The organism is Methanocorpusculum sp. GPch4 (genome assembly GCF_012062385.1).
In the GTDB taxonomy this organism is placed as follows: domain Archaea; phylum Halobacteriota; class Methanomicrobia; order Methanomicrobiales; family Methanocorpusculaceae; genus Methanocorpusculum; species Methanocorpusculum parvum.
On the sequence record NZ_SIJA01000029.1, the window covers coordinates 75,666 to 89,324 of the forward strand.

Consider the following 13,659-nt stretch of genomic DNA (forward strand, 5'->3'; position numbering starts at 1 on the left):
CCGGTTTTATTTGAATCCTTTCGCTTCCCGAACCTCGATCTCTTCCATCTCGTCGAGGTACGGCAGAAGCGCTTTGATATATCCCCGCGGACCGACGGCGGTTTGCATCGTTCCGGTCTCCAGGATCTCTGCCGCAAGGGGCTGTTCTTTCAGCATCTGTTCGACCTTGACTCCCGGACCCTGGATCTGCTTCATATGTTTCTGCATATTTTTCATCCAGTCTTCGATCTCCAGGACAGGGCGGAAGTCCGGATCGGTCAGACGGTACTTCTCCAGATCGGCCGTTAGATCCGAGGTCTTGGCGATTTCTGCATCCATATAGAGATATACATTGATCCGTTCGCGCCGCCGGAGGTCCATAAGCTCCAGCAGGTCGATGTTTTCGCCGGGTGCGGGAAGGTCTGTCATACCAGTCATGTTTGTCGGCAGAAAGTATTAAGATCACACCAGGATCGTGATGTCGGAGAGCCGGTTTGCGATGATCTCTTTTTTCCCGGCATAGGTTTCGATAATGCCGATGACCTTGACGCGGTCTCCTGATACGAGGAGGGGATCTTTCCCGCCGTTTGGGATAAACACATCCGTTCCCGAGATGTTTGCGATCAGATGTCCGCCGGTCCCGGTGATCTTTGTCTCCAGCACGATGCCTTCGAGACGAACGAGTGTTCCGTCGGGAAGATCGGGACGATAATCTGCGGCTCCCTGATCCGGTATGAGATGGACAGTGCCAAGATACAGGAGGGCAAGCAGCAGGATAACAAGAATGAGGATACCGGCAGCGCGGCGTTCGGGGCGGGTGAGCATGCTGATTTTTGTGTATGTATCCAAGCGTGATTAATCTTCGTCTGTGGCGCGATTCTGCCCAAAGAAGGCCGGTATGGAGGCAATTTAGTTCGAGGTGTTTCGAACAATATTGCATCAATGTCTATTTTTGTTCAAACTATAACGAACAGATGTAGAAAAGCATTATATACTTTTAAGTCAATTATGATGTATGCAGAGAACAAACATGCCCAAGTCGTGTCTCACGATCTTCCAGTTACTGGAACGCACCGGTTCTCAGACGCACAAAGATATTGTCTTAAGCACAGGACTTGCCCCGCGCACGGTCCGTTATGCGCTCAGACGTCTGAAGGAAAATGGCATGATCATCGAGAAGTTCAACTTCCGCGATGCACGCCAGGCAATTTATATGCCAAAGATGACTGCGGCGGCAACTCACGCCTCAGCCTGATAATTCACAGATCCACCCTCTAAATACACCTCACAAACTCACCCTTTTTCTTTTTCAAGTTGTTTTACTGATGCAGGCAGTTGCTTTGCACCGTATGTTTTCTCTGTATGCGGATTATTGCGAAGCAGACGGAACGAAGCATATGACCGGCGGGACCCGGGCAGGGAAACTGACGTACACAAAAACACAAAAAAAAGTGTACTGAAAAAATGAGAATGGATGCATGACAAAGATCCGCCGCAGACCTCGTCAAAGCCCGCTTCTCACTTCACCCGGACAAGGAGTTCCGCATTCTCGATCGCGACATCAGTATTTCCAACCATCTGTGCCGCCGCGATCGAATAGGACCGTGACTTCTCCGCTAACGTGTCTCCTTCCACATCCACATCCACGCACACCGTCTTGATCCCCACAAGCTCATCCGAATACCGAATGATCTCGAACGTTCTGAACTCCTGCGGGAAATCCCTCAGCGATGCCGTCTCCACGACCCAGAATCCATACTCAGGGTGAGCCGGATCCGGCGACGCGATCGGCATGATCGTATTCCGGTGATTGTGTCCTGCGACCCACATCAGCAGATTCGGATACTTCTGCAGCTCCGTGATCAGTTCCGTCTGGGACACTTCCGAGTTCAGACTCCAGCCCGAAGGTGCTCCCTCCTCCATCGTCGCGATCGGGATATGTGCCGCGATGATCATCAGAACATCCTCCTCCTGTCCTTTCTCCAGCTCCGCCTTCAGCCAGGCAAACCGCTCCTCATCCAGAGAACCGCGGCCGTGTGCCCAGATATCGCCGATCGTTGAACCTTCGACCGTCGTATCATCCAGCATGATGATCCGGACACCCTCCGCCGGGTCGAACGAGTAGCTGGCGAAATCGTCCGCGATCATCTCTTCCGTATATCCGTGACCGAACGGAAGCGAGCTCGAGTTCAAAAACTCCTGCATGAACCCGATCCGGGTCCCGTTCTCCGCGATCGCGTGACGGTTTGCATCCGCAACCACCTTTGGCGCAGACGCAAATTCTGAAGCCTTGCCAATACCTATAATGGCGCCGTTTTGGTCCGACCCGTTAAAGACACCCATATAATAGCCGGTAAGCGAAGGATCTCCGGTCACCGTTACGTCGAGCCGCATATTTGCGACCGTATCGCCGCGATACATCCTGCTGATGTTTTCATCCACCGCGAACACGCCCGTAAAGAACTGATCGTGATTGCCGATCGTCTGATACCAGGGCATATCCAGACCTTCTGCCGTAAACGTCTTCTGATAATCGAGATTCTCCTTCCCTGCATTTCCTCCCGATGTCGGATCGATCGTTTTTCCGTCAAGAACATCAATGAACCAGCGCAGTTCATTGTACTGATTATTGTTTGCCGCATCGCCGAGGGACAGGACAAGATCCAGCTTATTCTCTTTATTTATGGTGTTGATCGTGTGTACTGCCGCATTCAGCACCTGGGTCGAGTACATCGAGACCGGTGAGTATGCCGAAGGGAAGGGGCTGAGATAGCCCAGAGCGATCACCTGGACCGGTGACTCCTCATCCGTGATGTGGATATCCGAGATCGCTGCAAACGAAAGAAGTTGTGTTCCCTCACCCGACGGAGTCGCTCCGCCTGCGATATCATCTCTTACGGAGACCGGCACGCCCGCACCGTCTGCCCACTGACCAAACCCGTTGTAATGGTAGATGCTGAGATTTTCCGGCGTGATGGTCAGGTTCTCTCCCGGACTGACCGGGACCACGGTGCGTTCGGTTGTGTTGAATGATCCTGTCGGACTCACACAGCCGCTGGAAAATACCAGCAGCACAGCGAATAGTACGATTAGTACTGCCAAAATGCGTGACATATATCCTGTTTATAGGTATCTGAAGGATAAAAAAGAACCAGATAAAAAAAATTAAAATGTGGAATCCAGTCTTCTGCCGATGTGGGGCACGAAGTCCTTCTTTCTGGACACGACGCCCGGAAGATGCATGGGTTTTCTCTCCCAGTGCATCGCAAGCATCGTCGCGTCGTCCGCTGCCGCAAACAGATCCGATCCCATCTCCGAGACACTCGTATATAATGCAAGATAAATGTCCGGGGCATGCGGCTCGCGGAGCTTTGCCTCCAGTGCCGCAAAGATCGCCTCCTCATTGGTCTTCGCATAAGCATACGACGGGACAAGGACCTGACAGATGATCACCCGTTTGCCCGAGAGATTATACTCCTTTGTGTCCCGCTCGAGAAGCTCGTCCTGCGAGACCCCGGAAAGGGACATCCCTTCCGCGATCAGTTCGTTTGCGTAGGCGATCGGATCGACGCCGGCGATCTCCGAAAGGAACAGGACGGCGTCCTCGTCCTGTTTTGTCGTCGTCGACATCTTCAGACCGAGCGTGTCGGAAAGGATCCCTGAGAGGAGGATCCCTGCCACCTCCTTTTTGGGTTTGATCCCCGCTTCCATGAACCGTCTCGTAACGATCGTCGAGGTCGAACCGACCGGTTCCATATCGAAACGGATCGGGCGAAGGGTCGCCATCGCTCCAAGCCTGTGGTGATCGATGATCTCGATGATGTCTGCGGTTTCGATCCCCTCGACCGCCTGACTGTACTCGTTGTGATCGACGAGGATCACCGACTTCGCCACATCCTCCATCAGCGAGTTCCGGGAGATCGTGCCGAGCAGTTTTCCGTTCTCGTCCACGACACAGGCCGTCCGGTACTTCGAGTTCGAGACGATCTGTTTGACATACTCCATCGTATCGGCGATCCGGACGGTCGGAACGTCCTTCGTCATGATCGTCTCGGCGGGCAGTGTCAAGTGGATCATCTTCGCGACCCCGAACGCGTCGACCTCGGTCGAGATGACCGTCACGCCCTTCTCCGAGGCTGACGCGAGCAGCCGCTGGCCGACCGGGGCGGAATCCGCAATGATCAGTGCCGCGATCCCGGCGGAGACCAAAGCGAGCTGGGTCGGTTCGTCGTCTCCTACGATCGCGATATCCTTTTTCGTGATGCGGGAGAGGATCACATGCAGGGCATCGATCGAGATATACACGGCTCCTTCAAGCACAGTATGATTTTTGACCCGCACTGTCCCATGCAGGATCCGTGCGAGCGTATCGACGCTCACCGGCGAGACGGCGAGGGTCTCCATTTTGGTATTGGATACATATGCCCGCGCAAGACCGTGTTCACTCACGAGCCCGATCAGGTTCCCGTTTGGATCCGTGATCGGGAGATTCCGCAGATCCTTCGTATCCATCAGTTCGATGACATCGATCGTCGGCGTTTCGGCATATGCGCTTTCCGGGTGAGTAAAAGGAATGTCGGCAACAGACGGTTCAACGCTCAGGACAAGGGCAGGCCCTTCGACATCGAACTTGGCGAGAGCGTACTTCGACTCGGCGTTCAGGTCTCCGCAGCGTGCAGCGATATAGGTGTCCTTCCCGTCTCTGTTCAGAAATGCGGCATACCCGATAGCACTGCATATACTGTCTGTATCCGGATGACGATGACCCAGGACATATATTGACTTCAACTCAGACTCTCCTGACGATACATATGCGTATAGTTTGGCGGTGTATTAGATAGACTTTTTTCCGTCGGGATTTTTCTCGTCACGCAAATTATTAAGACGCTTCACCCCTTATCTAATTGGCATTATGCACAAGGAAGAACTACTTGAGCTTCACCAGATATTTTTTGACATAAAGGTCTACTATGAGTCATTGAATCCCGATCTGAAGTTTCCTCAATACAATGCCCTGAAAATCACTCCGGATATGGTCAATCGGAGTAAACTCGAGCACAAATATGCAATATTTATTCTCGGTTCTGAGATCGCCTCCGCTATGAAGGAGATCGAGACGATCTCTTCACGCGGGATCCCGACCCGGATGAAAGAGCTTGCCGACCGCACGCTCAAAGAGATGGAAGCCGAAAAGGAACAGTAAAATAAGGCGGGGATCTCTATGATCCGCCTTCGATTTTTCTATTTTAGCTCTTGGTGAACTCGATCCCGATCACCGAGCAGGTTTTTTTGCCGCTACTGAGTGTAAGGGTATTTTTCTGGGAAAATCCGGATGCGGCGATCGGAAAGTCCATTCTGTAGGTATGGTCATCGATCGGTGTCCAGGTGAAATCCGAGGACTGGGTGAATCCCATGGTCGCGGCCGTCAATCTGCCGGTGCCGCCTGTGTTGAAGATCAGGGTATATTTTTCCTCATACCCGTTGGGGTTTGTTGTTCTTCCGACCCAGGTGCCGACGAGAGGGTCGCTTTGGCTCACCGTCGGTCCAAGTCCCGGTTCGTATTCGATCTCGGGATCACTGACCGTCATATAGGATAGGCAGCCTGCAGAGCAGATCCCTCCCGTCAGTACGGCAAGCACAAGCAGGAATAGAATTACGGTGTGTTTCTCCATGAGGAAGAATCGGCCGCAGAGATAATAATAGCTCCTTTCTATTTTCTCCCTTCTTTATCCTGACGGATCAGATAATCGGCAAGAAGTTTGGGGATGGGGGCAGTCATACAGTGCCAGTTCGGGGTGCCGTTTACTTCAAGGACGGTGTATCCTCCGTCTTCAAGCGGGAGAAGGTCAACGCCGCAGTAGTCGATGCCGACTGCGCGTGCGGCTCCTTCTGCGGCGTCAGCCATTTCTGTGGGGATCTCAACGGCCTGTCCGCACCCTCCCTGATGGATGTTGTGGGTAAGATGTGCGGACTCACGTTTGATTGCTCCTACGGCAGTGTTGTCTATGACGAAGATGCGGTAGTCACGATCATTTTTCACGTATTCCTGAACATAGTAAGGCGGTTCTTCTTTGATCTCGTCTACGGAGGTGAACAGATAGATCCCGTTTCCGTCATAGCCGTAGACCGGTTTGTAGACCGCTTTTCCGCCGTGTGCGTCGAGAAATTTTTGGACCTTTTCTTTGCTGTTGGTAAAACAGGTTGCCGGACTGGGAGCTCCTGATCTGATTATTTTTGCGGTCGTCGTAACTTTGCTTGCGCAGATCGCGATGGCTTCCGGGGAGTTGATGACATGGTTTTCCAGTTCAAGGGCTTTGAGGAGTTCAAACTGGACACCGTCCTGTTTGATACCGCAGGCCCAGATGGTCTCTCCGGAGACGGGGAGATCGAACGGATCGACGGAGGCAAGGTCGAGGTTGATAAACGGAACTCCCCGTCGTCTGAGTTCGGCCTGGACCATGCCGGTGGAGTTGTCAGTTGGTGTATCGGTCGGTTTGGGGATGATATGAATCATTATTCTGTGTTTGCTTTGGCGATGTAATAAGTCTGCCGTGATCGTCCCGGATCGGCGTCTCCGCACCCCGGATCAAAACACGATCCGGAAAATATCTGCACAAAAAAAAGAAAAAAGTCAGTATCTTCTTGCGATGAAGAAGTCCGCCATCTCCATGATCAGCGTCTTTGCTTCCGAGTCCGGAAGAACAGACAGGCCTGCTTTGGAGTCATTGATGAGTTTTTCCGCCATCCCCCGGGCTTTGTCCAGAACACCGGACGTCTCGAGAAGATTGATCGCGTCCGCGATCTCCTCTTTCGAAAGGTCAGGCTTGTGGTAAGCGGAGAGATCGATCCCCCCGTCGCGGGCAAGGATTGCGAGCACGCTCTGCTTGTTTTCCCGGAGATCAGAGGCCTGATCTTTCCCGGAAACCTCGGACGGTGCGAGAAGGTCGATGATATCATCCTGGATCTGGAAGGCAATGCCCGTGTTCAGACCGAGAGTATACAGAGCAGAGATCTGCTTGACATCTCCGCCGGCAAGGGCGGCCCCGATCCCGGCTGCCGCCGCATAGAGGACGCCGGTCTTTTTCCGGACCATCGAAAGATACTCTTCCAGGGTCACATCCGACCGTGTTTCGAAGGAGACATCCTCCTGCTGACCTTCGCAGAGCTCATGGCAGGAGTGGGCAAGCATCTGGACGGCGATCACTTTGGACTCGGACGTGGCGTTTTTCACGCGGCAGAGGTATTCGAATGCGTTCGCATACAACACATCGCCCGCAAGGATCGCGGTGGCTTCGTTCCAGACAACATGGACAGTCGGCCTTCCGCGGCGCAGTGAATCCCCGTCCATGATATCGTCATGGACGAGAGTAAAAGTATGCGTCCATTCCAGAGCAAGGGCTGCCTGAAAAATATCCTCCGACGCGCCGCTCCGAATCGACTCTGCCGAAAGCAGCACAAGAGCCGGGCGAAGACGTTTTCCTCCGCTCACAAGGAGATGGGACGCTGCTTTCTGCAGAGTCGAGTCAACCGCTTTACTATACTCGTCCGCCTCCATATCGACTTTGGCGGCAACAGTTTTCAGATATTCATCAAGTTTCATTGGATCATCTCATTTGGGAAGGACCAGACGGTCACCATTCTGCATAATATGGATCTCTTTGTTCAGTGCATAGCCGAACTCGGAACCAAGCGTCACATGGCCGGCTTTCATTGAGAACGGACCGTGGGACGGGATGATGTGTTCGGGGTTCAGCATCGCGAGAAGATCGTAATGCTCCTGATAGTAGGCGTGACCCGTTACATGGAGTCCGTCAAAGATCCGGGCGCCCTGCCGGATCAAAAGGCGGTCGACCTCGGCACGCTGGGCATAGTTCGTAGGTGTCGGGATGATGTTTGCCGAGAACAGGATCTTGTCGCCCTTCTCGATCTTAAGAGGAGTCTCGTTTAATGCGATCCTCGAAAGCATGGATCCGGGTTCACCCTGGTGACCGGTCGCGACGAGAAGGAACTTGTCCTTGCCTTCTTTGAGAACACGGCGGAGCATGCGGTCCGTCGTCTTTCTGTTTCCGTAGATGCTTGTCCCCTGCGGGAAAGCTACCTGCTTTAAAACCTCGGCAGTGGTATTGTACCTCTCCATACTGCGTCCGAGAAGGACCGGGATACGGTCGATCTCACGGGCGCACTCGGTTATGGTCTTGATCCTCGCGATCTGCGAAGCGAAGGTCGAGACGATGACGGCGTTTTTGTCGTCCTCACACCGCATGATCGCGTCACGGACCCGAAGACGGGCAACCTGTTCGCTTGGGGAGTAGCCGCGGTCATCAAGGTTTAAGGATTCAACGATCAGAACCTTCACGCCCTGCTTGCCGATCTCACGCATGCGGGCGAGGTCGGGAGCTTCACCGATGACCGGCGTCATATCAAACTTGAAATCGTTTGCATACACGACGCAGCCGACCGGGGTATGGAGAACAGCCATCACCGAATCGATGATACTGTGTTGAACACGGATGAACTCTAAGGTCAGACTCTGGGAGATGGTATATTTTCCCCCGGCTTTGAGAGCAAAGGTCTTGTTCATCACCGAGAACTTGCGTTCGCCTTCGATCTGCTGTTTGATCAGCTCGTTCGTGTACGGGGTCGAGATGATCGGGCAGTTGTATCGGTGAGCGAGTTTCTGGATCGCACCGATGTGGTCCAGGTGACCATGTGTACACACGATCGCTTTTACGGTCCCTTCGACCGAGTTCATCACGGTGTCATCGGGAATTGCCCCCATCTGGATAAGATCCAGAGAGTGCATATTCTCCATATCCACGTTGTTGCTGCCCGTGATCGGGTCCAGATATAATCCAATGTCAAAAATGACGATCTCTTTGCCGACGCGGACCGCGGTCATGTTTCTTCCGACCTCGTTGTATCCGCCTACGGCTATTACTTCTATGTCTACCATATTTGTGTTTCCTGATTTTTTTATGTCCGAATCATCTGCCTGATGTCCCCTAAGAGGTAATACCTTGCCTTGGAAAGGGAAGGAATATCTTTTGCCCCGCAGAGGAACATCGAAGCCCTGAGTTCCGTGTGAATTGTGTCTATTGCAGATCCAAGGGATTCCTCGCCGGAAAGTGCCGGGCTAAGAAGAGATAATGCCATCCCTCCAAGCGTTGCACCGAGCACGATCCCTTTTGCAATATCAAGACCGGTCTTCAACCCGCCGGTAGCAATGACCGGTCCTTTACTCACCTTCGCTACCTCAAAAACACTGACCGCGGTAGGTATCCCCCATGATATGAGAGAATTCCCTAACCCGGCCAGGGCCTTATCACCGGCAGCATCCCGTTTCTGTGCACGGGCACCCTCGATCTTCGCCCACGACGTACCGCCGTATCCGCCGGTGTCTACAGCTGAAACACCGGCATCGAAAAGCCGGGCGGCAACTTCTGACGAAATACCGCATCCGGTCTCTTTTACGATTATAGGAACATTTGATTCTTTACAGGCCTGTTCGATTGCGCGAAGGCATCCTGCCGCATTGTGGTCGCCTTCCGGCTGGATGGCTTCCTGCAGGAAGTTTAAGTGAATACAGAGTGCATCGGCGTCGATCATCTCGACCGCGGCATCGACCCATTCCATCCCGTGGCTGACCAGCTGGACTGCGCCGATGTTCCCGCAGAGGAATGCATGGGGAGCAGCGTCTCTCACGATGCTGAAACTGTCAGCAAGATCAGGATCTTCGAGAGCCGCACGCTGGGAACCGACACCCATTCCAAGACCGTATTTTTCCGCAGCAGACCCTAAGACACGGTTCACTTCTTTCGTGTCCGGGTGACCGCCGGTCATCGCAGAAATGAAGAGGGGCGAGGAGAGTTTTCTTCCAAGGAAGTCGACGGAGAGGTCGATCGTATCGAGGTCGCATTCGGGTAATGCATTGTGTACAAGAATGACGTCTTCAAATCCAGCACTACCTGCAGTAACGTCTGTTTCACTGCAGAGACGCAGATGATCCAGTTTTCTTGATGATGTACGTTTGTCTGTGGTCATTTTCTTACCAGTGTCCCGCCGTAATTTTTTCCCAAGAGGAAATCCGCCACACGGTTCGCGGCGAAAATGTGCGAGTCGATCCCTTCATCGGCGAGAAGGAGAAGTTCATCGATCTTTCCACGCATGCCGCCGGTTATGTCGGTGCTCGAAGAGCCGCCGAGATCGATCTCACCGACGTTTTTCCGGTTGATCTCCTGGATGACTTCGCCGTTTGCAAGAACGCCGCCCACATCGGTCGCGATCCCAACGCGTTTTGCGCCGAGTTTGACGGCAAGGTAGGGGACGATCTGATCGCCGGAAACGATACAGGCGCCGCGTTTTGTGTCCATGACCACATCTCCGTGCAGGACCGGGATGAGTCCTAGGGAAAGCATCTCTTTGATCTGCGAAACGCCTGCCGAGACAAGGCGGCCGTTCTCCGCAAGGCAGCATCCGAACGGATGAAGCGAGACGGCTTCCATGCCGGCTTCACGAAGCGAGGCAACGACCGAGCGGTTGAGCCGGGACACTGCCGTGTGCGTTACAAAAATACCTGCGGCGTTTTCTTTCGTGACCCCGCCCGGGATATCATAGGCTTTTGCCTCGGGATGCCCGCAGGAACCTGCCCCGTGCACGATGATGAGGGGGAATTTTCCGGCAAACGGCGCGATCTGCTCGGCAAGGAGTTTGATCTTTGCCGAATCGACGACCCCGTCTTCGGATTTTTTCGTAACGATGCTTCCGCCGAGTTTGATAATGACTGGTTCATTCATCTTTTTCTCTCCGTGCTCCTTCCGTATCGATGGTCGTGGTTATCGGGCGGGCATCGCAGTCTTCGATCGCCCCGGCGACCCGGTTGCGGGAACCCTTTGAGCATAACGCCCAGATACATCCTCCGCCGCCGGCGCCTGACAGTTTTGCTCCGTATGCGCCGGCATTCCGGGCCGCGAGAACAAGCTGGGACAAGACCGGATGACCAACGCCGAGAGCATCGAGAAGAGCATGGTTCCGGTTCATCAGAACGCCCAGATCTTTGGGATTTTCAAGATTGTGCATGGCGTCCATGGTCACGCCGCCGATCGCATCCATGATGCCGTTTGCAACAACCGGCGACGTCCGTTTGAGTTCAGCAACTTTTTCCACCATCTCCGCGGTGTTGTGGGAGATAAGAGAGTTTCCGATCACGATCGAGAGGTTCTGCGGAGGAAGAAGGCGGCGTTTTTCACTGCCGCGGATGAAGACCAGACCCCCGAATGTCGAAACATACGTGTCGGTCGGGCTTGCCCGCCCGCCCTGGGTGACTTTTTCCACCTCATAGGCCAGATCGCCGACTTCTTCACGGGTGTAGCCGAGCTCGAACTCATCGTTGATCGCAAAAAGCGTTGCCACCGTAACGGCCGCCGAAGAGCCGAGACCGGACGCACTCGGCAGCTGGGATCTGACATACACGCTGCCTTTGACATCCGTGATCCGGAAACATTCCGAGATGTAGGGGGAGTTTGGTTTCTGATAATATCTTGAATGCCGGACGGTGACCTGAACGCGGGGTTTTATCGCCATCGCGATGGCAGGTTTTCCATAGACGACAGCGTGTTCTCCAAAGAGAATGACTTTGCCCGGAGCGCTCCATGTTGCCATGTCAGACCACTTCCATCGCCGCATATCCTACGACTTCGGTTTGATCGCCGGTGACATCGCCTGATGTCTGATATACAAGAACACGGGCTTCTTTTGCACCGAACGCGGCGCATATCTCTGCCATGGCGGCAATACAGCCGTATCCGCACATGGAGGGGCGGATCCTAACCAGGGCATCATAGAAAGCGTTGACGTCAAGATTCCGCACAGCCGCAAGGACCGTCAGATCATTCTGCTCAGCAATTTTTGCCGGAACATAATGCGAACCGTCGCCTGACGCGATGATGACCGGGCGTGTTCCAGTTTCCTTCGCAACGGTGATTACCGCCCGGGCGACCCGTTCTGCTCCGCGTGGAGACTGATCGCCCATGAGGATCGGGACGATTTTTGCGTTCGGGAACCGATACCGGATGAAAGGCATCTGAACTTCGAGAGAGTTTTCCTTTACCGAGACCAGATCATTATCCACCGGTATTGATCCGCTCAGGGCTTCGATGAAGGCAAGATCCGGGAGGACATTTCCAATCGGTGTCTCCCAGATCATATCCGAAGTGGAGGTTTCCACTCCCGCGTGACTTGGACCGATCAGAACAAAGGTCCCGGCAAATGCCGGAGGTATCTTTGCATATCCGCATGCTGCCGTAGTGCCGGAGTATACATAACCTGCATGCGGAACGAGGATCCCGTATGGATTCGAAACAGACGTCACCGTAGATGCAAAAAAAGCGGAGATTTGCTCATCCAGCTCATCGCCGTTTTTTGGATAAAATATACCCGAGAGTGTTGAGAGCCGCACAGACTTTTCCGTAGCCTTAGGCTCTGCCGGTATTTTTGATATCATTGTTATATAATGGGAAGATTTCCAGATTCCCCATCTAACCGTTTTTGTCCGCCAAACCTGTGAAGCGTGGGGCGGGTGTATGTAAGGTATATTATTATTGGTAGGGAAAGGCTTTAATTGTTGGGGTGGAGAGCAAACGAGCGGAGCAAAAAAGGGAAAAATACCAGACCTGCAGGATGTTAGAGAGCAGAAGCGGAAGATCAGCAAATAAAAAAAGGTGAGGGGATGCCCCGGCGAAAACGGATCACTCGCCGCTGCATCCGGTTCCTGATCCGTCGCCTTTTCCGCAGCAGCCGAACTCATTCTGGACATCCTTGCCAAGCAATCCGACCGCGTCAGCTCTGCATCTCTGACAGTGACGCATCTGGCGGACATACGGAGCGCAAAGCTCGTGCATCCGCGCCTTGTCTGCATTGGTCGGCGGAACGACGTCCTTGAATTTGTACTGAGGGATCAGCGGGATGATATTGAAGTTGAACACGCCCATTGCTCCGACTTTTTTTGCGATCTCAGGGATATGCCCGTCGTTTACGCCGGGAATGTACACGGTATTGATCTTCACGAGCATCTTGCGTTTTACCGCCTCTTCGATACCTTTGAGCTGCTGCTTCAGTAAAATTTCGGCAGCTTCACGGCCGTGATACTTTTTCCCGCCATACTCGACGAATGAGTAAATTTTCTCGCCGATCGCGGCATCGATCGCGTTCAGCGTGACCGTGATATTTCTGACCCCGTACTTTTCGAGGATATCGATCTTTTCCGGAAGAAGCAGACCGTTTGTGCTGATGCACAAAATCACGTCAGGATACTTTTCGTGGACGAGACGGAGCGTCTCAAACGTCTCCTCGTTTGCAAGCGGATCCCCGGGTCCTGCGATACCGACGACTTTGATGTGCTTCATCCGTGAAACGACTTCATCGATCCGCTCCAGAGCATCACCGGGGAGAAGGATCTCGCTTGTCACCCCGGGCCTGGACTCATTGACACAGTCATAATCCCTTACACAGTAATTACACTGGATATTGCATTTCGGCGCAACGGCCACATGGCATCTGCCAAATGTATGTCGTGCCTCCGGACTGTAACATGGGTGCTCATTGATTCTCCGGAGTGTCTCCGGGTCATACGGCAAATTCTGTGCATCACGCAGATCTTTGTCAGTTTCACGGGTTTCCATAGTA

Annotated in this window: 15 protein-coding genes; 2 read left to right on the plus strand and 13 right to left on the minus strand. The window is 53.4% G+C overall.

Annotated features, from left to right (window positions below):
• Positions 1-6 precede the first annotated feature (6 nt).
• Together EYA77_RS03035 and EYA77_RS03040 are read right to left on the minus strand one after the other, a co-directional pair.
• The gene (locus EYA77_RS03035; RefSeq protein WP_167815834.1) at positions 7-408 is read right to left on the minus strand and encodes a hypothetical protein; all 402 of its coding nucleotides are present in this window, start codon (positions 406-408) and stop codon (positions 7-9) included.
• 33 nt (positions 409-441) lie between these two features.
• Positions 442-828 (minus strand): hypothetical protein, encoded by a 387-nt coding sequence (locus EYA77_RS03040; protein WP_143745011.1) that lies wholly within the window; start codon positions 826-828, stop codon positions 442-444.
• Between the two features lie 181 nt (positions 829-1,009).
• Between EYA77_RS03040 and EYA77_RS03045 the strand changes: the two genes are divergently transcribed.
• Positions 1,010-1,234, plus strand: a complete 225-nt coding sequence (locus tag EYA77_RS03045) for a winged helix-turn-helix domain-containing protein (protein ID WP_245241148.1) — start codon at positions 1,010-1,012, stop codon at positions 1,232-1,234.
• 263 nt (positions 1,235-1,497) lie between these two features.
• Here the strand turns inward: EYA77_RS03045 and EYA77_RS03050 are convergent, their stop codons facing one another.
• Both EYA77_RS03050 and EYA77_RS03055 read right to left on the minus strand, forming a co-directional pair.
• The gene (locus EYA77_RS03050; RefSeq protein ID WP_167815835.1) at positions 1,498-3,081 is read right to left on the minus strand and encodes a TIGR03768 family metallophosphoesterase; all 1,584 of its coding nucleotides are present in this window, start codon (positions 3,079-3,081) and stop codon (positions 1,498-1,500) included.
• Positions 3,082-3,144: 63 nt separating this feature from the next.
• Entirely contained in the window at positions 3,145-4,767 is a 1,623-nt protein-coding gene (locus EYA77_RS03055) for a putative manganese-dependent inorganic diphosphatase (RefSeq protein WP_095642287.1), read from the minus strand.
• A 124-nt stretch (positions 4,768-4,891) separates the two neighbouring features.
• Here EYA77_RS03055 and EYA77_RS03060 point away from each other — a divergent pair, with 124 nt between their 5' ends.
• Positions 4,892-5,182 carry a UPF0058 family protein gene (locus EYA77_RS03060; protein WP_042697428.1) on the plus strand — a complete coding sequence of 97 codons (291 nt, stop codon included), beginning with the start codon at positions 4,892-4,894 and terminating at the stop codon, positions 5,180-5,182.
• Positions 5,183-5,225: 43 nt separating this feature from the next.
• Here the strand turns inward: EYA77_RS03060 and EYA77_RS03065 are convergent, their stop codons facing one another.
• The 9 genes from EYA77_RS03065 to nifB form a co-directional block, all read right to left on the minus strand.
• On the minus strand, positions 5,226-5,651 hold the full coding sequence (locus EYA77_RS03065; protein WP_167815836.1) for a hypothetical protein: 426 nt from the start codon (positions 5,649-5,651) through the stop codon (positions 5,226-5,228).
• A 38-nt stretch (positions 5,652-5,689) separates the two neighbouring features.
• Positions 5,690-6,493 carry a RimK family alpha-L-glutamate ligase gene (locus EYA77_RS03070; RefSeq protein WP_167815837.1) on the minus strand — a complete coding sequence of 268 codons (804 nt, stop codon included), beginning with the start codon at positions 6,491-6,493 and terminating at the stop codon, positions 5,690-5,692.
• Positions 6,494-6,610: 117 nt separating this feature from the next.
• Positions 6,611-7,579, minus strand: coding sequence for a polyprenyl synthetase family protein (locus tag EYA77_RS03075; RefSeq protein WP_167815838.1), 969 nt, complete (start codon positions 7,577-7,579; stop codon positions 6,611-6,613).
• A 9-nt stretch (positions 7,580-7,588) separates the two neighbouring features.
• Complete coding sequence (locus EYA77_RS03080; protein WP_042697415.1) at positions 7,589-8,932, minus strand: RNase J family beta-CASP ribonuclease; 1,344 nt, start codon at positions 8,930-8,932, stop codon at positions 7,589-7,591.
• Positions 8,933-8,952: 20 nt separating this feature from the next.
• On the minus strand, positions 8,953-10,020 hold the full coding sequence (gene fni / locus EYA77_RS03085; RefSeq protein ID WP_167815839.1) for a type 2 isopentenyl-diphosphate Delta-isomerase: 1,068 nt from the start codon (positions 10,018-10,020) through the stop codon (positions 8,953-8,955).
• Complete coding sequence (locus EYA77_RS03090) at positions 10,017-10,772, minus strand: isopentenyl phosphate kinase (RefSeq protein WP_167815840.1); 756 nt, start codon at positions 10,770-10,772, stop codon at positions 10,017-10,019. Before EYA77_RS03090 ends, fni begins: the two co-directional genes overlap by 4 nt.
• Entirely contained in the window at positions 10,765-11,637 is an 873-nt protein-coding gene (mvk, locus tag EYA77_RS03095; RefSeq protein ID WP_167815841.1) for a mevalonate kinase, read from the minus strand. Before mvk ends, EYA77_RS03090 begins: the two co-directional genes overlap by 8 nt.
• 1 nt (position 11,638) lies before the next feature.
• The gene (gene amrB, locus EYA77_RS03100) at positions 11,639-12,478 is read right to left on the minus strand and encodes an AmmeMemoRadiSam system protein B (RefSeq protein ID WP_167815842.1); all 840 of its coding nucleotides are present in this window, start codon (positions 12,476-12,478) and stop codon (positions 11,639-11,641) included.
• A gap of 244 nt (positions 12,479-12,722) precedes the next feature.
• A complete protein-coding gene (nifB, locus tag EYA77_RS03105) occupies positions 12,723-13,655 on the minus strand; it encodes a nitrogenase cofactor biosynthesis protein NifB (protein ID WP_042697398.1) in 933 nt (310 codons plus the stop codon).
• Positions 13,656-13,659: the final 4 nt, after the last annotated feature.